Below are 20083 nucleotides of genomic sequence, written 5' to 3'. Positions count from 1 at the left end.
CAGTGGAGCAGTTAACATTACAACCAATTTCCCGTGTAGACGGAGAAGTCAACGTACCGGGATCTAAGAGTTTATCTAACCGTGCTCTGTTACTTGCAGCGCTGGCAAAAGGTGAGACAACACTGACCAATTTGCTGGACAGTGATGATATCCGCCACATGCTGGTCGCCCTGGAAAAGCTGGGTGTGACTTACACGCTGAGTGAAGATAAAACTGAATGTACGGTTACCGGTATTGGCGGAAAATTCAACGTTGCCGGTGAAACCGAATTATTTCTTGGCAATGCAGGAACGGCAATGCGCCCGTTGTGTGCTGTCCTTGCTGCCAGTGATGTGCTGGTTACACTGACCGGCGAACCGCGTATGGAAGAGCGTCCAATCGGCGATCTGGTTGATGCCTTGCTGGAAGCCGGTGCTGATGTCACATATCTTAAAAATGCCGGTTATCCGCCGCTTAAAATTGCCGGTAAACCGTTGTCGGCAAAAGAAGTTAACGTGGATGGCAGTGTATCCAGTCAGTTCCTGACCGCAATATTAATGGCTGCGCCGTTATTCGCTTCTGATACACTGATAAAAATTAAGGGTGAGCTGGTTTCTAAACCCTATATCGATATTACGCTGGATACCATGGCCAAATTCGGTATTGTCGTCACTAACAATGACTACACCTGCTTCGAGGTTAAGGGAAATCAAACTTACACTTCTCCGGGTCGTTTCATGGTTGAGGGTGATGCGTCATCAGCCTCTTACTTCCTGGCTGCTGCTGCAATTAAAGGCGGTACGGTGAAAGTTACCGGCATTGGGAGTAAAAGTATCCAGGGTGACGTACGTTTTGCTGATGTACTTGAAGCGATGGGTGCGAAAGTTGAGTGGGCGGATGAGTCAGTGACTGTTACCGGTGCACCGTTAAAAGGGGTGGATATGGATATGAATCACATTCCTGATGCGGCCATGACTATTGCTACCACAGCGCTGTTTGCAGAAGGGCCGACGTCTATCCGGAATATCTACAACTGGCGGGTTAAAGAAACGGATCGCCTGCATGCAATGGCTAATGAGTTACGCAAATTGGGCGCCGAAGTGGACGAAGGACACGATTACATCACCGTGCAACCTTTGAAATCACTGAAGCATGCTGAAATCGATACGTATAATGATCACCGTGTGGCAATGTGCTTCTCTCTTGTAGCACTCAGCGATACGCCGGTCACTATTAACGATCCGCGCTGTACAGCCAAGACCTTCCCGGACTACTTCACCCGTTTCGCGACAATCTGTCACTAATTTGTCGCTAACTGTCAGGAAAATGACACCTTTCTAAGTTAAAACAATGCTGCCTGTTCTTACAGGCAGCATTGCTTATCATGCCAAGGTGCGTATAATTGCGCGCGATTTAATAACCTTTTAACAAGTGGAGCAGGTATGCAACTGATCCCCGTCGTCACGGTTGACGGACCAAGTGGAGCTGGTAAAGGAACCCTGAGCAGTTTACTTGCAAAAGAACTTCAATGGCATTTTCTGGATAGTGGCGCAATATACCGCGTCCTGGCTGTTGCAGCATTACACCACGATTTACCCGTGGATGATGAAGCTTCTGTTGTGCCGCTGGCAACCGGTCTGGATGTCAGCTTTGAAACAAACGGCGAAGCTAACCGCATTATTCTGGAAGGCGAAGATGTGACTGATGACATCCGCACTGAACAGGTAGGCGCTGTAGCATCACAGGTAGCCGCGTTACCCAGGGTCCGTGAAGCATTATTGCGTCGCCAGCGTGCCTTTCAGCAGGCGCCCGGCCTGGTTGCTGACGGCCGCGACATGGGCACGGTGGTGTTTCCTGATGCGGTTGTAAAACTATTTTTAACAGCTAGCGCTGAAGCCAGAGCTGAACGGCGATATGCCCAGTTGAAAGAGAAGGGCATGGATGTTAATATTGCGCGCCTTTTAACCGATATCAAAGCACGTGATGAACGTGATACGCAGCGGGCAGTTGCCCCTCTGGTACCGGCTGAAGATGCGGTAGTAATAGATTCTACTCACCTGGATATTACGCAGGTGTTTGAAAAAGCGATGGAAGTTGTGAGATCGAAGGTTCGCTGATTTAAGCGCAGCCTCTTTTTTTTCGTTCCATTATTTTGATATGTCGACACAGGACGTGACGACTTTTGTTAGCAACCCCACGTTAGCCGGACTGTAATGTGGATGTCAACTTTTAAAATTTACTGAGCATATGACTGAAAATTTTGCACAACTTTTTGAAGAAAGCTTACAAGAACTGGAAACACGCCCTGGTTCAATTGTAAAAGGTACCGTTGTTTCTATCGACAAAGACATCGTTCTTGTTGATGCAGGCTTGAAATCAGAAAGTGCTATCCCAGCTGATCAATTCAAAAATGCTGAAGGCGAATTAGAAATCGCTGTTGGCGACTCTGTAGACGTAGCACTTGACGCTGTTGAAGATGGTTTCGGTGAAACTATCCTGTCACGTGAAAAAGCTAAGCGCCACGAAGCATGGGTTGAGCTGGAAAAAGCTTACGAAGATAAAGTCACAATCAAAGGCGTTATCAACGGTAAAGTTAAAGGCGGTTTCACTGTTGAAGTTAACAGTGTTCGAGCGTTCCTGCCAGGTTCTCTGGTTGACGTACGTCCAGTACGCGACACCACTCACCTGGAAGGCAAAGAGCTTGAGTTTAAAGTAATCAAGCTGGATGCTAAGCGTAACAACGTTGTTGTTTCACGTCGTGCGGTTATCGAAGCAGAAAGCAGCGCAGAACGTGAAACTCTGCTGGCTAACCTGGAAGAAGGTCACGAAATCAAAGGTATCGTTAAGAACCTGACTGATTACGGTGCGTTCGTTGATCTGGGTGGCGTAGATGGCCTTCTGCACATCACTGATATGGCTTGGAAGCGCGTTAAGCACCCAAGCGAAATCGTTAATGTTGGTGACGAAATCAACGTTAAAGTTCTGAAGTTCGACAAAGACAAGCAACGTGTTTCTCTGGGCATGAAGCAAATGGGCAACGATCCATGGCATGACATTTCTCAGCGTTACCCAGAAGGTACTAAGATCTCTGGTCAGGTAACTAACCTGACTGATTACGGCTGCTTTGTAGAAATCGAAGATGGCGTTGAAGGTCTGGTACACGTTTCTGAAATGGACTGGACTAACAAGAACATCCACCCATCTAAAGTTGTTAGCTTAGGCGACACTGTAGAAGTAATGGTTCTGGAAATCGACGAAGAACGTCGTCGTATTTCTCTGGGTCTGAAACAGTGCATCGACAACCCATGGGAAACGTTCGCGAAGTCACACGAAAAAGGCGACAAAGTGTCTGGTAAGATCAAGTCTATCACTGACTTCGGTATCTTTATCGGCCTTGACGGCGGCATCGACGGTCTGGTTCACCTGTCTGACATCAGCTGGAACAAAACTGGCGAAGATGCAGTGCGTGAATTCAAGAAAGGCGACGAAATCTCTGCCGTTGTTCTGCAAGTCGACCCGGAGCGTGAGCGTATCTCTCTTGGCGTTAAGCAAATCGAAGAAGACCCTTTCAACAAGTATCTGACAGATACTAAGAAAGGTGCTATCGTTAACGGTACAGTTACCGCTGTAGACGCGAAAGGCGTAACCGTTAATCTGTCTGAAGAAGTTGACGGCTATATTCGTGTTGCAGACCTGTCTCGCGACCGTGTAGAAGACGCTTCTGAAGTTGTTAGCGTTGGCGAAAGCATCGAAGCGAAATTTATGGGCGTAGACCGTAAAAATCGCACTGTTAACCTGTCTGTTAAAGCGAAAGACCAGGCTGACGAAAAAGAAGCTATCGACAAAGTTAACCAGAACGACGATGGCGGCTTCGCAAACGCGATGGCAGAAGCATTTAAAGCTGCTAAAGGCGAATAATGCAAATTGCGGGTGTGCTAAAACCACACCCGTTCCGTAGTAGCTGTAAAATAACGTTTTTACGAGAGAGGTTTTAAATGACCAAGTCGGAACTAATTGAACGGCTCGCGGATCAGGCGCGACATATCCCGGCAAAAGATCTTGAGCTGGCGATAAAGGAAATCCTGGAACAAATGGCGCAAACCCTTCAAAAGGGTGAACGTATTGAAATCCGGGGTTTTGGTAGCTTTTCTCTTCACTACCGTGCACCACGTGTCGGGCGTAATCCCAAGACAGGTGATACTGTGAAGCTGGACGGTAAATACGTCCCTCACTTTAAGCCCGGTAAAGAATTACGGGAAAGGGTAGACAGCGCCGTAAACTAATTTTAAAAAGCCGCATCAGCGGCTTTTTTTCTGCCCGCATTTACCGCTTTTTCACCCTATAGACCATAATACCTAAGAAGTCCAATCACTGAGATTAATTCTTGACCATCTTTACATATCCTATATATTAGTGAAGCGCTAACTAATACTAAGTGCTGAGATAATGTCAGCCTCGACAGAACAACAAATAATAAAACAATATCAACCATTGATACGGGCTTTGATCCCTTACGAGCAGGATAACCGCTTGCTTGAAGGGTTAAATAAGTTCACGGGCAGGGTGCCCGGCAATGTCAGGAAAATCATCAAGGACGAAGTCATGAGGCTTACGTGCATCACTGATGCACCCGCTGATAACTCCGCCTTCGCAGAATTCCCTGTTTTCAAATTTTCTCATTTCGGTATTGAGATGCGTCTGGATAAAGTTGGCGCACGAATTCTGCAAACTGAATCCCAGCTCTATCAGGACAGATACACTGTTGGTGTGTTTGAAACCATCACGAATTCTGATTTCTATCAGGCCCATTTAAAGAAAGAAAACTATAAAAAGATTGTTGATGCATTTACGGTAGAAACCCAGTCTCTTGATGATATTCATTTTGGTAATGATTTAGCTATCGCCCCCAATTTTCCTGTATCGTCTCTGGAGTTCGAAAAGGGCAAAACCTGTACTATTTCTTCTTTGGGTTATAAGTCAATGTCGCTGGAAAGTAAGCGGCCCCCAAAAGTCTCAGCAAAAGAAGTGTTTAACTTTCAGTTTCCGGAAGTGCCCGGGTTGCCCAAAGGCATGGCAATCAAATACGTTGTCAGCGGCATCAAATTTAATAAGCAAACTGAAAAATACGAAACACAATTCAGGCTCCATCCTTCTACCGATCCCCGTTTAGCGAAAATCCTGCAGAAATATATCGATATGGCATCTTTCCAGCAGCCTTTACAGCGGGAACTGGAAAGTGAAAGAGCCATGCAGGACCTTGAAAGGGACAGGGTTCTTGATAACAGCCCCTGGGTACCTTTGTTTATTCAAAAGGTTGATAACGGCGTTAAACCACTGTCAGCTCTGTTCACCGCTGTGAATGAATCAAATTCAGGGGGTATTGCCAATATCCGTCAGTTAACCAGCATGAAGCTGTTTCCGCGTATATTAAAAGAATTGTTTAAATACAAAGAAACCTTTGTTGTTTCAGGCGTTATTGAAACGAAAAAGGGCGAGTTCAGAATTCTGGCCACGTTAAGAGAGCTTGAATCAGCCGGGTTACTGGCACCGGTCATTCACTTGCTCAATAAAAACGAAAGTTTGTGTTGTCTGCAATGCCGCTTGTCAGAAGTCGCCCGCGATGACAGGCAAAAGGCTTATGCCATTCACGACCTCATCCAGACTGATTACGAAGAACTCGACGCCATTTCTCATATTCTTTTTTGTAAGAATGTGTCCGCCTCACTGTATGGTCTTGTCGTAACGGAAAGACGTCCGATGCCGGCGATTCCTGAAGAATTACTTGAAGATACTGCCCAATACCCCTTCAGTCTGGTATTTGATGAAGACATGAACCGCAGAAGCGAGGCACGGTATATTATCGATAAAGAAGGGGCGGTAAAAAGTGGCTTGCTGAGTTCAAGTCCCGTGCTGGTGAAAGACATTTCTTCCAGGGGCATGCGTATAGTTTTGTCTGAGCCATTCAGTAAGCCGGAAAAAGAAATTAAAGTTTCCGTCCCCGAGCTGAAGATTAAAAATCAGAAATATGACATCGTGGGATATTCTGCTGCGACCAGAGAGGTAAGACTGCGATTGCCTTCAAAACGGGATGCGATTGCGGCGGGCATTTTGCAATTTGTGCATAAAAATTATGCCTGGTTCAAAAACAAAGACACCAATCTTTTACACCGTAATACTCACCGGTTCTTATGGGAACTCGCGGTGCGACATCATCCGTCAGCGAGTATTTTGTGTATTACTAACCGTTATTTACTTAACCGGTTAAAGACGGTTTATCAGACCCCGGCCTGTGATGATCTTTACCCGTTTTCATCCATTGAAAATGTGGTCCCGATGCATGGTTTCTTTGCCGACAAAGATGCGCAAAAACCGAAGTCGAAATTGCTGGTTGATATGTTTCATGGTGCTGTTACCGGTGTATCGGTTGTCCATTGTGTACGTAAGTCAGACAACAAACTTGTTTACCTTCCGGAAACGGATTTCTTATACGGAACAATGCGTAAGCATGTGCATAACCATATTCAGGAAGATAAAGTTGAGTTATGCGTAACCAAAATTGATGTTGTCCGTTGTCAGTCAGAGTCATCACCAATGACGAAAAAGCGTCTGGCACAACTATCGCGCATTGATAAACCCATGTATGACCGTTTTAATGTCATGCAATCATCGTATTCTCATGTGCTATATCTCACCAGTGAGTCTGTCCTTCAACAGGCGGTGCTGAGAGCCCGGCTCAGGCCGGTAAAACCACAAACAGCAAAGGCCAGCCAGGCCGAATCAGCCTGATAAGGCTTTTTTGCTGATTCTGATGTCATGTTTTCACACAATTTGCTATCCTCTCAGAGAGTTAAAGAACAAAGGTCTTTGTGTTGAAAGGAATAGTTACCTTACTTGTTATTGTGTTTCTCCTCGTACTGGCATTTGCTATCGGGTCGCAGAATGATGCCTCAGTGACAGTAAATTACCTGATTGCACAGGCAGAAATACGCATGTCTACGTTGATTGCTGTTACGCTCTGTATCGGTATTATCATCGGATTGCTCATCATGTTGTTGAGCTGGTTAAGTCTGCGCGTGCAGCTGGTTGCAACCCGCAGTCGTTTACGCAAAGCCATCAAAGAATAATTTATGCTCGAACTGTTGTTTCTACTTTTGCCTGTGGCAGCCGGGTACGGCTGGATAATGGGCCGTAACAGTGTGCGTCAGGCACAACGGAAACAATCGAGTATTCTGTCCAGGCACTATTACCGCGGCCTTAACTTCCTGTTAAGCGACCAACCTGATAAAGCCGTTGATACACTTATTAAGATGATTAATCTGAACAGTGATACGGTGGAAACCCATATTGCCATGGGGAATTTCTTCCGCCACCGGGGAGAAATTGACCGCGCTATCAAGATCCACCAGAACCTGGTTTCCAGAGAGGAAATTCAATCTAACCAGCAGGAAAACGCCTTAAAAGAACTCGGGCGCGATTATATGCAGGCAGGGTTTCTGGAGCGGGCTGAAGGTGCCTATTTGCAATTGATGAACAGTGACAGGCATTATCTCGTTGCCCAGCAACAGTTGTTCAGCATCTATCAAACCACGAAAGAGTGGGAACGGGCCATCGAACTGGCTGAAAAGATGGTTGAATGTCATGGTGACAGTGATGATGTTAGCGAGCGTCTGGCTCATTTTTATTGTGAACAGGCCCAACTGGAGCAGGATAACGGACAGCAGGGTGAAGCACTTATTCTGTTGCAAAAAGCGGTTAATGCCGATGAGCATGCTGTCCGCCCGTGGTTAATGCTTGGCCATATTGCTTTTGACCAGAAGCGCTTCGGTGATGCGAAAGCGTATTTTGTACAGGTGGCAGAGCACGACCTTAACTGGTTCAGTGAAGCGGTCCCCGCACTTGAAGCAATTGCACAGGAAACCGGAGACTGGGACGGCTTTGAAGAAGCTTTGTCTTCCCACTGGCAGGAGTGCGCCACATCGTATCTCGCCATGGTAGATATAAAAATTCATCAGGGAAAAACCACGGAAGCTGCCGATTACCTGCTCGAACAATTGCGTAAACGCCCGACCATGAAAGGCTTTAAGACGCTTATGGGCTTGTACATTGACCAGCTTAACGATGAAGCATCTGCAAACAGTCTGCGGTTACTGAAAGGACTTGTTGAAGAGCAAATGAACCAGCGTCCGAAATACCGTTGTACCAGTTGCGGGTTTTCCGGAAGAAAACTGTACTGGCTATGTCCATCCTGTAAAAAATGGAATGTTGTTAAACCCATTAAAGGCTTAGACGGAGAATAAATTCCTCATGCAAGATCCTAAAGTCATTGTTGCCCTGGATTACGATAACAAAGACACCGCTCTGGCGTTTGTTTCGCAGCTAGACCCTGCAATATGCCGCCTGAAAGTCGGAAAAGAAATGTTCACCCTGTTCGGGCCTGAGTTTGTTAAGACACTGGTTAATATGGGGTTTGATATTTTTCTCGACCTCAAGTTTCACGATATACCCAATACCGTAGCGAAAGCCTGTAAAGCGGCAGCTGAGCTGGGTGTGTGGATGGTGAACGTTCATGCTTCCGGCGGCGCAGAAATGATGAAGGCAGCGAAACTGGCTATTGAGTCCAGTTCACATCCCGAAACAAAGCTGATTGCCGTTACCGTGCTGACCAGCATGGACGAAGCTCAGTTACAACGGGTTGTTCCCGGTGTGACGCCGGCGCAACAGGTAGAGAAGCTGGCTGCACTGACTTTTGAATCTGGTCTGGACGGTGTTGTGTGTTCAGCGCAGGAAGCGGTATTGCTTCGTAAAACCATGAAGGCGCCATTCTTGCTGGTAACACCGGGTATTCGTCCGGCAGGCAGTGACGTTGGAGATCAGAAGCGTGTGATGACACCGGTTGATGCGATGAACGCCGGCGTCAGCTATCTGGTAATGGGGCGCCCCATTACGCAGGCTGCTGATCCGCTCAATGTCCTCAAAGAAGTTAATGCCTCTCTGTGAGGTAAGTTATATAAAAAAGCCCCGTCCTGTATGAACAGAACGGGGCTTTTTATTATCTTTACTGATTACTTCAGCGCTTTTTCAGCTGGTGTATACGTCAGACCCAGTTTTTCGCCAAGTGCATCGACTACTGCTTTATACGTTACTTTACCTTCGTGAACGTTAAGACCGTTCAGCAGGTGTTTGTCATCAAGCATAGCCTGTTTCGGGCCTTTATTAGCGAGCGCCAGACCAAATGGTAATGTCGCATTGTTCAGTGCCATGGTAGAGGTGCGTGCAACACCGCCCGGCATATTAGCAACACAGTAGTGAACCACGTCATCAATAATGTAAACCGGATCCTGGTGAGTTGTCGCTTTTGAAGTAGCAAAACAACCGCCCTGGTCAATGGCCACATCCACCACAACTGAACCTGGTTTCATCGCTTTAATATGGTCTTCGTTCAGCAGTTTTGGCGCTGCTGCACCGGGAATAAGGACCGCACCGACAACCAGATCTGCTTTTGATGAATATTGTTCAATGGCATCTACCGTTGAAAATACTGTTTTAACCTGACCGTTGAAGATATCATCAATCTGACGGAGGCGTGGCAGAGAGCGATCCAGAATAGTTACATCAGCACCCATACCTACAGCCATTTTAGCCGCGTTGATACCTACAACACCGCCACCAATTACCAGTACTTTACCCGGTGCTACACCCGGTACGCCACCAAGCAGAGTACCGCTTCCGCCGTGCGCTTTTTCAAGGTAGTGTGCGCCGGCCTGAACTGACATGCGTCCGGCAACTTCGCTCATCGGTGCCAGCAGAGGTAAGCCACCACGGTCGTCTGTTACCGTTTCATAGGCAATACAAGTGGCGCCTGATGCGATAAGCAATTCAGTCTGAACAGGGTCCGGAGCAAGGTGCAGATACGTGTACAGTGTCTGACCCTTTCTCAGCATTTTGCATTCATTGGGCTGAGGCTCTTTTACTTTAACAATCATGTCCGCTTCAGCAAAAATCTGCTCAGCCGTCTGTGAGATGCGGGCACCTGCAGACACATACATGTCGTCGGTGAAGCCAATAGCAGTACCTGCATGAGTTTCCACAACCACATCGTGACCATGGGTAACAAATTCTTTAACTGCTGCAGGCGTCAGACCAACGCGGTATTCATGGTTTTTAATCTCTTTTGGTACACCAACTAACATAGAACCCTCAATAATTGTTGTTTTTTGTTTGTTTCAGATGGCGGAAGTATACGTGAGAAAAAAACGAAGTATGTGCTGAAGATTTTCAGGATGCCGTGCTATATTTTGTAAAATCAAGAAAGTGCAGAATTTAATATGCTGGTAAAAACACCAAAACACCTTGACCGGATAGACAGAAATATCCTCACACAACTGCAAAAAGACGGGCGGATATCGAATGTTGAATTGGCTAAAGCAGTGGGACTGAGTCCCAGTCCCTGTCTTGAAAGAGTCAAGCGCCTTGAGGCTCAGGGTTATGTTACCGGATATCATGCTACACTTGATCCCGAGAAACTGGGCGCAGCCATGCTGGTTTTCGTTGAAATCACTTTAACGAAAACATCGGTGGATATCTTCGCAGAATTTTCTGCTGCAGTGCAGGATCAGGAAGATATTCAGGAATGTCACCTCGTGTCCGGAGATTTCGATTTTCTGCTTAAGGCAAGAGTAGCGGATATGTCCAGTTACCGGAAATTACTGGGAGATACCTTACTCCGTTTACCCGGTGTGAGTGAATCGAGAACCTATGTGGTGATGGAAGAAGTAAAAAGTACCACGGCAGTACGCATCAATATGAAATGACGGTTAAAAGTGGCGTGGTTGCCAGTGCTGCAGAAGGATGGAAACGGTTAAAACCACTGTATATTAAACTAGGTATCCTTTTTCCCTTTGTGGTAGTCTGTAATATTACAGTTACTGTAGTTTCAGTCGCTGTTCAGCCAGTATTCATCACGGCTGAAGAAATATTAAAATAATAAAAGTGTGTTAAAACAACTCACCGTTGTTTTCTGTGTGCATGGAAAGGCTTCTGCACTTACGGTGACGGATAAAGATGATTAAGGGTTTATGGCGCGTTTAACAGGTATCCAGCGATTACTTGAAGCAGGCATGATGGTCGCCTGTGTTTTCGCATTCTTTATTTTACTGGCACTGGCTTCTTTTCATCCCGGCGATCCCGGGTGGAGTCAGGCAGGCTTGCAACTTGATGTGCATAACTGGGTGGGGGCAACAGGCGCCTGGGTCGCAGACTTATTACTTTTCAGTTTTGGATGGCTGGCCTATCTTTTACCGTTTTGCTTTGCCTTTATTGGCTGGTTCTTATTTCAGCACGTCAAAGATCTCGATGAATTTGATTATCTGACTATCGGCCTGAGAATCATCGGCGGATTACTGATTGCGCTGGGTGTTACCGGCATCGCAAGTATCAATTTTAACGATTTGTATAATTTTTCCGCAGGCGGTTTTGTCGGTGATGTAATCAGTTCTGCACTCATTCCTTATTTTAATACCGCCGGCACAATTCTGTTGTTGCTCTGTTTTTCCTGCACCGGTTTTACATTACTTACGGGTATCAGCTGGCTGGATATTATCGACAGTATGGGCAGTGCAACCATCTGGTTCGGCCGAAAAACTATTTCGCTCCCGCAACAGCTTATCGGTCTTGATATGCCAAAGCTGGCTTTATCTTCAGAAAAATCTGCAGGGCAGGGGAGTGGCGATACGGTAGAGGTAACGACACTGAGAGCTGCGCCACCACCTGAAGATGCACCGCGCAAGAGTGATAAAACAACGTCTTCTCCCTGGTCAGGGAGTCAGCGGGACGAGCCTTCATTTGGTATTCCTGATGAAGTATTCGCCAATGACGATGATGAACCACCTTTTGACGTTGATGAACCGGTAACCATCGAAGCGGACAAGAAGTCCGGGTTCTCTTTCAGTAGTTTTAAAGAAAAAGTGATGCCGTCTAAAGACAAAGATACGGCTCCGGCTGAAAAATCTGAACCGGTTTTCAGTACGGATGATACATCTGATGATACTGATGACGAACCACAAAGCATTGAAGCTTCAACGGTTACAGAACAGCCTGTGGCTGCGAAGCCGCCGTCACAACCCGCTGCAAAACAAAAAGCGCCGACAACTCTGGCTGAAGCGGTGGCTGCAAAAGAGGCTGAGAAGGCCGAAATTGCGGCATTAGGCCCAATGCCATCCTTCGACTTGCTGGAACGCCCCGACCGTAAAGAAAACCCTATCACTCAGGAAGAGATGGATATGGTGTCCCGTCTGGTGGAGGACAAACTGGCAGATTTTAACATTGAAGCCAGTGTGGTAGGCGTCTATCCCGGTCCTGTTATCACCCGTTTCGAGCTTGATCTGGCGCCCGGCGTGAAGGTAAGCAAAATTACCGGTCTGTCAAAAGATTTAGCCCGTGCAATGTCTGCAATGTCAGTGCGTGTTGTGGAAGTTATTCCCGGTAAGTCTGTGATAGGTCTTGAGCTGCCTAACAAAAAACGTGAAATGGTTCGTCTGAGCGAAGTGATCTCCTGTGACGCCTTCCAGAGTAATAAGTCTGCTCTGACCATGGTGTTAGGAGCGGATATCAGCGGTAAACCGGTAGTGGTTGATCTTGCGAAAATGCCTCACTTACTGGTCGCCGGTACAACCGGAGCCGGTAAATCTGTTGGGGTGAATGTCATGATTTTGAGCTTGCTTTATAAGTCCAGGCCGGAAGATGTGCGCATGATCATGATCGACCCGAAAATGCTGGAACTTTCAGTATATGAAGGGATCCCTCATTTGCTGGCAGAAGTGGTCACCGATATGAAAGAAGCCGCTAACGCGCTGCGTTGGTGTGTAGGTGAAATGGAACGCCGCTATAAATTAATGTCTGCTCTCGGGGTCAGAAACCTGAAGGGCTACAATGCCAAGGTGTTACAGGCCATCGAAGACGGCGAACCGATTAAAGATCCGTTGTGGCGCACTGAAGACAGCATGGAAGAAGAAGCGCCGGACTTACAGAAATTACCGGCCATCGTTGTGGTTGTTGACGAATTTGCCGACATGATGATGATTGTGGGTAAGAAAGTAGAAGAATTGATAGCACGGATCGCGCAAAAGGCCCGTGCCGCCGGTATCCATCTTATTCTGGCCACGCAGCGCCCGTCTGTAGATGTTATCACCGGTCTGATCAAAGCCAACATACCCACCCGTATCGCTTTCCAGGTATCCAGTAAAATCGATTCCAGAACAATATTGGATCAACAGGGCGCAGAAGCGCTGCTTGGTATGGGTGATATGCTGTATTTACCGCCCGGCAGCCCGGTACCGACGCGTGTACACGGTGCCTTTGTGGATGACCATGAAGTGCATGCGGTAGTCAGTGACTGGCAGAAACGGGGCAAGCCTGATTACATTGATGAAATTCTTAACGGTGAAGCCACTGCAGAAGTTTTACTGCCGGGAGAAGCAGCAGAAAATGGTGACGAGGAATATGATGCCTTCTTCGATGAGGCCGTGGCATTTGTAACTGAAACGCGGCGGGCCAGTGTGTCTTCCGTGCAGCGTAAATTCAGAATTGGTTACAATCGTGCGGCCAGACTGGTAGAACAAATGGAAGCAAACGGTGTCGTATCTTCACCAGGTCATAACGGTAACAGGGAAGTGCTTGCGCCCCCTGTACCCAAGGAGTAGTACATTGAACCGTTTTATTTACGCCATCGTTTTATCCGGTATTTTCGCATTTTCCGCGCAGGCGGATGACGCCGCCGGAGCGAAGTTAAAATCTTTGTTGTCCGGCATTAATCAGTTCAAAGCGCAGTATGCGCAGGTTATCACTGATAGCGGTAATAATATTGTTCACGAAACCAAAGGCGAGGTAGTGTTGGCCCGTCCGGACAAGCTGCGCTGGGAAACTTACGCACCGGATGACAACGTGCTTATTGCTGATGGCGAAACGGTCTGGAATATCGACCCCTTTGCCATGCAGGTTACCGTGATGGATCAGAAAGGTCAGGTAAATGATAACCCGTTTATGTTACTAACCTCTGATGATGATACTGTCTGGTCGAAATTCGTTATCCGCGCTGCTGACGACAATGCATCTGAATATATCGTTACCCCTAAAAACGGTGAAGGTCAGATCCGTGAACTGACTCTGTTGTTTGACGACAACAGCCTTACAGGTTTGTCTACACTGGATGCACAGGAACAAACCAGCACCATTCTGTTTTCTCAAAGCAGTAGCCGCTTTCCTATGGCAGCCGATACATTTCAGGCAGATATTTCTGATCAATTTATGGTAGACGATCAGCGGTGAGTTTGTTTTCGCAAGACGACTACGCCCCGCTGGCTGCCCGTATGCGGCCGGCCGGCATCGATGATTATGCCGGTCAGACCCATTTACTGGGCGAAGGGAAGCCCTTAAGAAAAATGCTGGAAGCCGGTCATTGCCATTCAATGATTTTGTGGGGACCTCCCGGTACAGGCAAAACCACACTGGCAGAAATGATTGCTGCGTATACACAGGCAAAGGTAGTGCGTCTGTCAGCAGTCACCGCCGGTGTAAAAGACGTCCGGGCTGCGATGGAGCAGGCTGAAATAGATCAGCGTCATGGTCAGCGTACATTATTGTTTGTTGATGAGGTTCACCGGTTTAATAAAAGTCAGCAGGATGCATTCCTACCCTTTGTGGAATCCGGTACGGTTACATTTATCGGTGCCACCACAGAAAACCCCTCTTTTGAGCTGAATAATGCATTGCTGTCACGGGTCAGGGTTTATGTGTTGCAGTCGCTGGACGACAATGCGCTTAACGGGGTGCTGAACAGGGCGTTATCAGATAAAGATAAAGGGCTCGGCAAACGCGGTTTTGAGCTGAAAGATGATGCCAGAAAGGCGCTTCTTGGCTTGTGTGCCGGTGATGCCCGCAGATTACTGACTTATCTTGAACTGGCCGGGGATTTCGCTGAGGGCGACGTCATCACACTCAGCGATGTTGAGCAGGCAACCGGCGAAAAAGTGGCTGCCTATGACAAACGTGGCGATACGTTTTACGATTTAATTTCCGCTTTTCATAAGTCAGTGCGTGGCTCAGATCCTGACGCGGCGCTTTATTGGTATGCGAGAATACTGAACGGCGGCGGTGATGCACTGTACGTAGCCAGACGTCTGCTGGCCATCGCGTCTGAAGACATTGGCAACGCTGATCCCAGAGCCATGCAATTGAGTGTGAACGCCTGGGATTGTTATCATCGTGTCGGTCCGGCAGAAGGGGAAAGGGCCATTGCCCAAGCGGCAGTATATTGTGCACTTGCGCCAAAAAGTAATGCCGTTTATATGGCCTTCAGTCAGGCAAAACAGATGGCAGCTAAAGCGCCGGATTATCCCGTTCCGGTGCATTTGAGAAACGCCCCGACGGCACTGCTTAAAGAGCTCGGTCACGGCGACGAATACCGGTATGCGCATAACGAGCCCCATGCTTTTGCAGCGGGCGAGGTGTATCTGCCGCCAGAGATTGCCGGTACCCGTTTCTATGAGCCCACAGAACGCGGACTGGAACAAAAACTCAAAGCAAAACGGGATTTTCTCGACACACTGAATCAACAGGCAACGGATAAAAAGGGATAGTCATGCCAACAGGAATTGTCTTGTACTGTTATATCGCAGCAGGCGGCGCAATAGGCGCGTGTCTGCGCTTTTTTGTCACATCTAATATCGATTCCTGGTTTGGAAAAGCGGTGCCCTTTGGTACACTGACGGTGAACGTATTAGGCTCGTTCAGCCTTGCACTGTTATACGGATTCATAGAGCGGCATGAACTGATGGATTCTCCCTATCGTGCTCTGATAGGTGTCGGCCTTTTAGGGGCTTTTACCACCTTTTCCACGTTCTCTATCGAAACACTGACATTACTGGAAAATGGCCTGATAATGAAAGCCATAGCCAATGTGTTATTAAATGTGTGCCTGTGCCTGCTGGCAGGATGGGCAGCAATAGCAATGATGAAAGGATAAAAAGAATTACATGTTAGATCCAAAGTTACTTCGGGCAGACATTGAGAACACTGCTAAACGCCTTGCCGACCGGGGCTTTACACTGGATGCAGACGCTTTTAATGCGCTGGAAGAAAAGCGCAAATCCCTGCAGACAAAAACGCAGGAATTACAGAATGAACGTAATGTCCGTAGTAAGTCCATTGGTAAAGCAAAAGCGCAGGGCCAGGACATTGCGCCATTACTTGCCGAGGTTGGCCAGCTGGGCGACGATCTTGACGCAGCAAAAAATGAACTTGATGCATTGCTGGCTGAAATCACTGCACTGACTCAGGGGATCCCGAATCTTCCCCACGAATCTGTGCCGGTGGGTGAAGACGAAAACCAGAATGTGGAAATCAGTAAGTGGGGCACACCAGCTGAATTTGATTTTGACGTTAAGGATCACGTGGATGTTGCCGAATCTCTGGACAAGGGACTGGACTTTGCAGCCGCCACTAAACTGACCGGCAGCCGGTTTGTAGTGATGCGCGGCCACATTGCCCGCATGCACCGTGCACTCGCTCAGTTCATGCTGGATGTGCATACTGCAGAACACGGTTACCAGGAAATGTATGTACCCTATCTGGTCAATCATGACAGCCTGTATGGTACCGGTCAGTTGCCTAAGTTCGGTGAAGATCTGTTCCATACTCAGCCTGCCACCGAAGAAGGTCAGGGGTTATCGCTGATCCCAACTGCTGAAGTTCCGCTGACTAACCTGGCACGTGACGAGATTTTTGATGCCAAATCACTGCCGGTGAAAATGACTGCCCATACACCTTGCTTCCGGAGTGAAGCGGGTTCTTACGGTCGTGATACCCGGGGTCTTATCCGTCAGCATCAGTTTGATAAAGTTGAGCTGGTTCAGTTGGTTAAACCTGAAGATTCCTTTGATGCGCTGGAAGCACTGACCGGTCATGCGGAAGTGATTTTACAGAAGCTGAACTTACCTTACCGCAAAATGTTGCTGTGTACCGGTGATATGGGCTTTGGTTCCTGTAAAACATACGATTTGGAAGTCTGGTTACCGGCGCAAAATACTTACCGGGAAATTTCTTCATGTTCTAACATGCTTGATTTCCAGGCGCGCCGGATGCAGGCCCGTTACCGTAACCCGGAAACGAATAAACCTGAATTATTACACACGCTGAATGGTTCAGGTCTGGCTGTAGGCCGTACTTTAGTGGCTATTCTTGAAAATTATCAGCAGGCTGATGGCAGCGTAAAAGTGCCGGAAGCGCTGGTAAGTTACATGGGTGGTGTGACTGAAATTAAACCGGTTTAATCACACCGGTATACACAAAAATGGCGTCTTCATCAGACGCCATTTTTGTATTACAGACACTTAGCGGGTTTAGGCAATCCCGCCAGTTTTGTCGCCTGTTTGGCCGGCCCTTTTTTAAATAACCGCTGAAGATAACGGCTGTTACCTTTTTCCGGACCGTATTCGGCCGCCATTGCTTTAACCAGTGCCCGTACCGCAGGACTGGTTTCATATTCCAGATAAAAATTCCTGACAAAACGAACCACTTCCCAATGTTCTTCTGTCAGCGAAATGTTTTCCTGCTCCGCCAGTACAGGCACCATGCTCTCGTCCCACTGCATGTAATCCAGCAGGTAACCGTTCTTATCAGTTTCTATCTCTTTGCCTTGCCATTCAAAGCTTGTATTGCCGGCCATTATAGTACTATCCACTTACCATATTGTTGTGTAAAACGAATAACCTCGCTGTGTGAGATAAGGTCACTCTCATCACAGTTCACGCCGCGGCATACAGCATCGTCAGCGAGTACGTAAAGCGGAAAGTCACCACTCTGCAGTTCACCATATTGATAGACGCCGTTTCCCCGAAGAATAACGGGTATGTTCAAGTTTTCAGCATTCCGGAGATAACGTTGCTGCACATCATTACTCTTTGAGGTAGTAATAAATATTATCATCAGAACGTCACCACATGATCAACCCGTTCAATCAGCGCCGGCACCTCATCATCAGTTAACGCCTTAACAGTTTTTAATACATCCCGCCCTCTAATTCTTCTGGTAGCATAATCGGACTGCACGTAGTAACAGTCTTCAATGTCAAAGAATGGCAGCGCTTTAAGCCTTTTAAAGTGATTTTTCACCCCTTGCTGTTGCGGGGCCTGCTCTGTTAACTGGTAGATGCCGTCACCTTCAAACAGCATTGATACTTCGTGGCCGTAGTTTGTTGCTGCCATGGCAAAGTCCAGCCCGTCGGATGCCTGACTGACAGAGTAGGGGGCGGTTGTAAAACGAATAAGTAAATGTGCCATCAGAATTGTACCAGGTGCTCACAATTATGAAGTGAAGTGAAAAAATCACTGAGGCCGGTATGTTCGAAAGCCTCTTCTTCGCCGGTGCCGTTTACACCCCGCTTGTCTCCCGCAGTCATGCAAACCCGTAATGAAGTTTGTGCTTTTAATTTCAGATCACACCATGCCTGATAGAGATTCACTTCGTCATTAGGCGGGTTCATTTGCGGCAGCGCATTATAAATGCCAGCCTGATAGAAAAATATCTGTTCAATTTCCTGACCGTCAGCAAGTAACTGATAGCATAAGGCCAGAGCGCGTGAGGCTCCGTCGTTGTCGTAGGGTGATGATGTGACAAGTACAGAATAACGGGACATAGAAATAAAAAAACACCCCTTACGGGGTGTTTTCCTCAGGCAGTAAGCCTTTTAATTAATCATCACCACCAAACGCACCCAGTAAGTGCAGGATAGAAGTGAACAGGTTATAGATGTTCAGGTACATTGAAACGGTTGCACGGATGTAGTTTGTCTCACCACCGTTAACAATACGGCTGGTATCAAACAAGATGAAACCTGACATGATGAACACGATAGCAGCACTGATTGCCAGTGATACCGCAGGTACCATGAAGAAGATATTCGCGATACCGGCGACTACAGCAACTACCAGACCTACCAGCAGGAATCCGCCAAGGAAAGAGAAATCTTTCTTAGTGGTAAGTGCATAACCTGACAATGCAAAGAATACCAGAGCTGTTGCACCTAATGCCTGCATAATAAGGCCGGGACCCGCCACACCTAAATAAAAGTTAAGGGTATAACCCAGTGATGCACCCATCAAACCGGTAAATGCAAACACCCAGTAGATACCGGATGCAGATTCAGCCTTACGCTGAACCACGAATAAGGTAATAAACGCACCGATGGTCATGACTAACGACATCATAGGAGAGATGCCAACCGCCATAGCGATACCGGCACACACTGCACTAAATGCCAGTGTCATAGCCAGCAACATATAAGTATTGCGCAATACCTTATTTGTTTGCAGTACTGACTGTTGAGATGCACCTGCATACATCGAACGTTGATCCATTGTTTCCTCCAATAGGACTGTAAACACCAGAAAAGCCTGGTAACATTATCTTAGGTCATTTGTATGGGTTTTGGTTCCATTTTTCAAGTGCTTTCAAACCCAAACTGTAAACAGACATGTCACTGTGCTCCATTAATCATCAACTGCCTGTTATTTATTAATACGTTGATTAAAAGCTAACCGGTTAAAGGCTTTTTTAAAATTAACGCTTTACAGGCAAAAAAATATCATTAAGATACGCATCACTTCTCGGAGAGATGGCAGAGTCCGGCTGAATGCACCTGACTTGAAATCAGGCGAAGGGTCAAACCTTCCGGGGGTTCGAATCCCTCTCTCTCCGCCACATTCAGAAAAAGCCCGCTTATCTAAGCGGGCTTTTTTGCTTTAAAATGGCGGTCATTGTTCCATTGCAATCACATAAAGATATCAGCCTGTTCAGGAAATAATCGCTTTAGCTACAGAGATGTTAAATTCTGAGCAGATTGTTTGCATATTGCGCACTTGATTGATTTTATTTGAAATAGTGCTTTCCAATCACGATAAAATCATTATGATACGCACCACTTAACGGAGAGATGGCAGAGTCCGGCTGAATGCACCTGACTTGAAATCAGGCGAAGGGTCAAACCTTCCGGGGGTTCGAATCCCTCTCTCTCCGCCACATTCCTAAAAGGCCCGCTTATTTTAAGCGGGCC

General features: G+C 47.2%; 20 protein-coding genes and 2 tRNA genes. 16 read left to right on the top strand and 6 right to left on the bottom strand.

The genetic code is table 11. From position 1 onward, the window contains the following. Positions 1-2 precede the first annotated feature (2 nt). The 8 genes from aroA to pyrF all read left to right on the top strand — a co-directional run bounded on the left by aroA (position 3) and on the right by pyrF (position 8976). Entirely contained in the window at positions 3-1283 is a 1281-nt protein-coding gene (gene aroA, locus J3369_RS11140; protein ID WP_303574811.1) for a 3-phosphoshikimate 1-carboxyvinyltransferase, read from the top strand. Between the two features lie 138 nt (positions 1284-1421). Continuing rightward, positions 1422-2096 carry a (d)CMP kinase gene (gene cmk / locus J3369_RS11135; protein ID WP_119501431.1) on the top strand — a complete coding sequence of 225 codons (675 nt, stop codon included), beginning with the start codon at positions 1422-1424 and terminating at the stop codon, positions 2094-2096. A gap of 130 nt (positions 2097-2226) precedes the next feature. Beyond that, positions 2227-3897, top strand: coding sequence for a 30S ribosomal protein S1 (gene rpsA, locus J3369_RS11130; protein WP_349586745.1), 1671 nt, complete (start codon positions 2227-2229; stop codon positions 3895-3897). A gap of 77 nt (positions 3898-3974) precedes the next feature. Then, a complete protein-coding gene (gene ihfB, locus J3369_RS11125) occupies positions 3975-4262 on the top strand; it encodes an integration host factor subunit beta (RefSeq protein ID WP_119501429.1) in 288 nt (95 codons plus the stop codon). 163 nt (positions 4263-4425) lie between these two features. Beyond that, the gene (locus J3369_RS11120; RefSeq protein ID WP_349586741.1) at positions 4426-6765 is read left to right on the top strand and encodes a PilZ domain-containing protein; all 2340 of its coding nucleotides are present in this window, start codon (positions 4426-4428) and stop codon (positions 6763-6765) included. A gap of 80 nt (positions 6766-6845) precedes the next feature. Then, positions 6846-7103 (top strand): lipopolysaccharide assembly protein LapA domain-containing protein, encoded by a 258-nt coding sequence (locus J3369_RS11115; protein WP_232373348.1) that lies wholly within the window; start codon positions 6846-6848, stop codon positions 7101-7103. 3 nt (positions 7104-7106) lie between these two features. Next, entirely contained in the window at positions 7107-8276 is a 1170-nt protein-coding gene (gene lapB, locus J3369_RS11110; protein ID WP_349586738.1) for a lipopolysaccharide assembly protein LapB, read from the top strand. A gap of 7 nt (positions 8277-8283) precedes the next feature. Then, a complete protein-coding gene (pyrF, locus tag J3369_RS11105; protein ID WP_303574710.1) occupies positions 8284-8976 on the top strand; it encodes an orotidine-5'-phosphate decarboxylase in 693 nt (230 codons plus the stop codon). Between the two features lie 65 nt (positions 8977-9041). On the opposite strand, the gene ald is transcribed toward pyrF, so the two are convergent. Next, the gene (ald, locus tag J3369_RS11100; protein WP_303574709.1) at positions 9042-10169 is read right to left on the bottom strand and encodes an alanine dehydrogenase; all 1128 of its coding nucleotides are present in this window, start codon (positions 10167-10169) and stop codon (positions 9042-9044) included. A 135-nt stretch (positions 10170-10304) separates the two neighbouring features. On the opposite strand from ald, the gene lrp reads away from it, so the two are divergent. The 6 genes from lrp to serS all read left to right on the top strand — a co-directional run bounded on the left by lrp (position 10305) and on the right by serS (position 17303). After that, on the top strand, positions 10305-10790 hold the full coding sequence (lrp, locus tag J3369_RS11095) for a leucine-responsive transcriptional regulator Lrp (protein WP_119501423.1): 486 nt from the start codon (positions 10305-10307) through the stop codon (positions 10788-10790). Between the two features lie 264 nt (positions 10791-11054). Beyond that, positions 11055-13676: a DNA translocase FtsK gene (locus tag J3369_RS11090; RefSeq protein ID WP_349586734.1), complete on the top strand. Its 2622-nt coding sequence runs from the start codon at positions 11055-11057 to the stop codon at positions 13674-13676. Between the two features lie 4 nt (positions 13677-13680). After that, on the top strand, positions 13681-14301 hold the full coding sequence (gene lolA / locus J3369_RS11085) for an outer membrane lipoprotein periplasmic chaperone LolA (protein ID WP_349586732.1): 621 nt from the start codon (positions 13681-13683) through the stop codon (positions 14299-14301). 41 nt (positions 14302-14342) lie between these two features. Next, positions 14343-15611 (top strand): replication-associated recombination protein A, encoded by a 1269-nt coding sequence (locus tag J3369_RS11080; RefSeq protein WP_349587631.1) that lies wholly within the window; start codon positions 14343-14345, stop codon positions 15609-15611. 2 nt (positions 15612-15613) lie between these two features. Next, complete coding sequence (gene crcB, locus J3369_RS11075) at positions 15614-15997, top strand: fluoride efflux transporter CrcB (RefSeq protein ID WP_349586729.1); 384 nt, start codon at positions 15614-15616, stop codon at positions 15995-15997. A gap of 10 nt (positions 15998-16007) precedes the next feature. After that, positions 16008-17303 carry a serine--tRNA ligase gene (serS, locus tag J3369_RS11070; protein WP_349586727.1) on the top strand — a complete coding sequence of 432 codons (1296 nt, stop codon included), beginning with the start codon at positions 16008-16010 and terminating at the stop codon, positions 17301-17303. 50 nt (positions 17304-17353) lie between these two features. On the opposite strand, the gene J3369_RS11065 is transcribed toward serS, so the two are convergent. From J3369_RS11065 to J3369_RS11045, 5 genes are read right to left on the bottom strand one after another with little or no spacing between them, the layout of a single operon-like run. Further along, positions 17354-17698, bottom strand: a complete 345-nt coding sequence (locus J3369_RS11065; protein ID WP_303574705.1) for a TusE/DsrC/DsvC family sulfur relay protein — start codon at positions 17696-17698, stop codon at positions 17354-17356. Continuing rightward, entirely contained in the window at positions 17698-17958 is a 261-nt protein-coding gene (locus J3369_RS11060) for a hypothetical protein (RefSeq protein ID WP_349586724.1), read from the bottom strand. Before J3369_RS11060 ends, J3369_RS11065 begins: the two co-directional genes overlap by 1 nt. After that, positions 17958-18311: a DsrE family protein gene (locus J3369_RS11055; protein ID WP_303574703.1), complete on the bottom strand. Its 354-nt coding sequence runs from the start codon at positions 18309-18311 to the stop codon at positions 17958-17960. The genes J3369_RS11060 and J3369_RS11055 overlap by 1 nt, the downstream gene beginning before the upstream one ends. Continuing rightward, positions 18311-18667, bottom strand: coding sequence for a sulfurtransferase complex subunit TusD (gene tusD / locus J3369_RS11050; RefSeq protein WP_303574702.1), 357 nt, complete (start codon positions 18665-18667; stop codon positions 18311-18313). The genes J3369_RS11055 and tusD overlap by 1 nt, the downstream gene beginning before the upstream one ends. Before the next feature lie 55 nt (positions 18668-18722). Beyond that, positions 18723-19388 (bottom strand): Bax inhibitor-1/YccA family protein, encoded by a 666-nt coding sequence (locus J3369_RS11045; protein WP_303574701.1) that lies wholly within the window; start codon positions 19386-19388, stop codon positions 18723-18725. 251 nt (positions 19389-19639) lie between these two features. On the opposite strand from J3369_RS11045, the gene J3369_RS11040 reads away from it, so the two are divergent. Continuing rightward, positions 19640-19731, top strand: a tRNA-Ser gene (locus tag J3369_RS11040). A gap of 226 nt (positions 19732-19957) precedes the next feature. Beyond that, positions 19958-20049, top strand: a tRNA-Ser gene (locus J3369_RS11035). Positions 20050-20083 lie beyond the last annotated feature (34 nt).

Source organism: Alteromonas sp. NFXS44 (assembly GCF_040148705.1).
Classification (GTDB): domain Bacteria; phylum Pseudomonadota; class Gammaproteobacteria; order Enterobacterales; family Alteromonadaceae; genus Alteromonas.
Note: the sequence above shows the minus strand (reverse complement) of the source record. Positions and strands in the feature narration are given on the sequence as shown.

Bases quoted from the DNA above. Each gene is read 5' to 3' on its own strand.
- J3369_RS11055 (WP_303574703.1), bottom strand. From the start codon at position 18,311: ATGGCACATTTACTTATTCGTTTTACAACCGCCCCCTACTCTGTCAGT.
- pyrF (WP_303574710.1), top strand. From the start codon at position 8,284: ATGCAAGATCCTAAAGTCATTGTTGCCCTGGATTACGATAACAAAGAC.
- J3369_RS11090 (WP_349586734.1), top strand. From the start codon at position 11,055: ATGGCGCGTTTAACAGGTATCCAGCGATTACTTGAAGCAGGCATGATG.
- J3369_RS11060 (WP_349586724.1), bottom strand. From the start codon at position 17,958: ATGATAATATTTATTACTACCTCAAAGAGTAATGATGTGCAGCAACGT.
- tusD (WP_303574702.1), bottom strand. From the start codon at position 18,667: ATGTCCCGTTATTCTGTACTTGTCACATCATCACCCTACGACAACGAC.
- J3369_RS11065 (WP_303574705.1), bottom strand. From the start codon at position 17,698: ATGGCCGGCAATACAAGCTTTGAATGGCAAGGCAAAGAGATAGAAACT.
- lrp (WP_119501423.1), top strand. From the start codon at position 10,305: ATGCTGGTAAAAACACCAAAACACCTTGACCGGATAGACAGAAATATC.
- J3369_RS11120 (WP_349586741.1), top strand. From the start codon at position 4,426: ATGTCAGCCTCGACAGAACAACAAATAATAAAACAATATCAACCATTG.
- cmk (WP_119501431.1), top strand. From the start codon at position 1,422: ATGCAACTGATCCCCGTCGTCACGGTTGACGGACCAAGTGGAGCTGGT.
- ihfB (WP_119501429.1), top strand. From the start codon at position 3,975: ATGACCAAGTCGGAACTAATTGAACGGCTCGCGGATCAGGCGCGACAT.
- J3369_RS11045 (WP_303574701.1), bottom strand. From the start codon at position 19,388: ATGGATCAACGTTCGATGTATGCAGGTGCATCTCAACAGTCAGTACTG.
- rpsA (WP_349586745.1), top strand. From the start codon at position 2,227: ATGACTGAAAATTTTGCACAACTTTTTGAAGAAAGCTTACAAGAACTG.
- crcB (WP_349586729.1), top strand. From the start codon at position 15,614: ATGCCAACAGGAATTGTCTTGTACTGTTATATCGCAGCAGGCGGCGCA.
- ald (WP_303574709.1), bottom strand. From the start codon at position 10,169: ATGTTAGTTGGTGTACCAAAAGAGATTAAAAACCATGAATACCGCGTT.
- J3369_RS11080 (WP_349587631.1), top strand. From the start codon at position 14,343: ATGCGGCCGGCCGGCATCGATGATTATGCCGGTCAGACCCATTTACTG.
- serS (WP_349586727.1), top strand. From the start codon at position 16,008: ATGTTAGATCCAAAGTTACTTCGGGCAGACATTGAGAACACTGCTAAA.
- lapB (WP_349586738.1), top strand. From the start codon at position 7,107: ATGCTCGAACTGTTGTTTCTACTTTTGCCTGTGGCAGCCGGGTACGGC.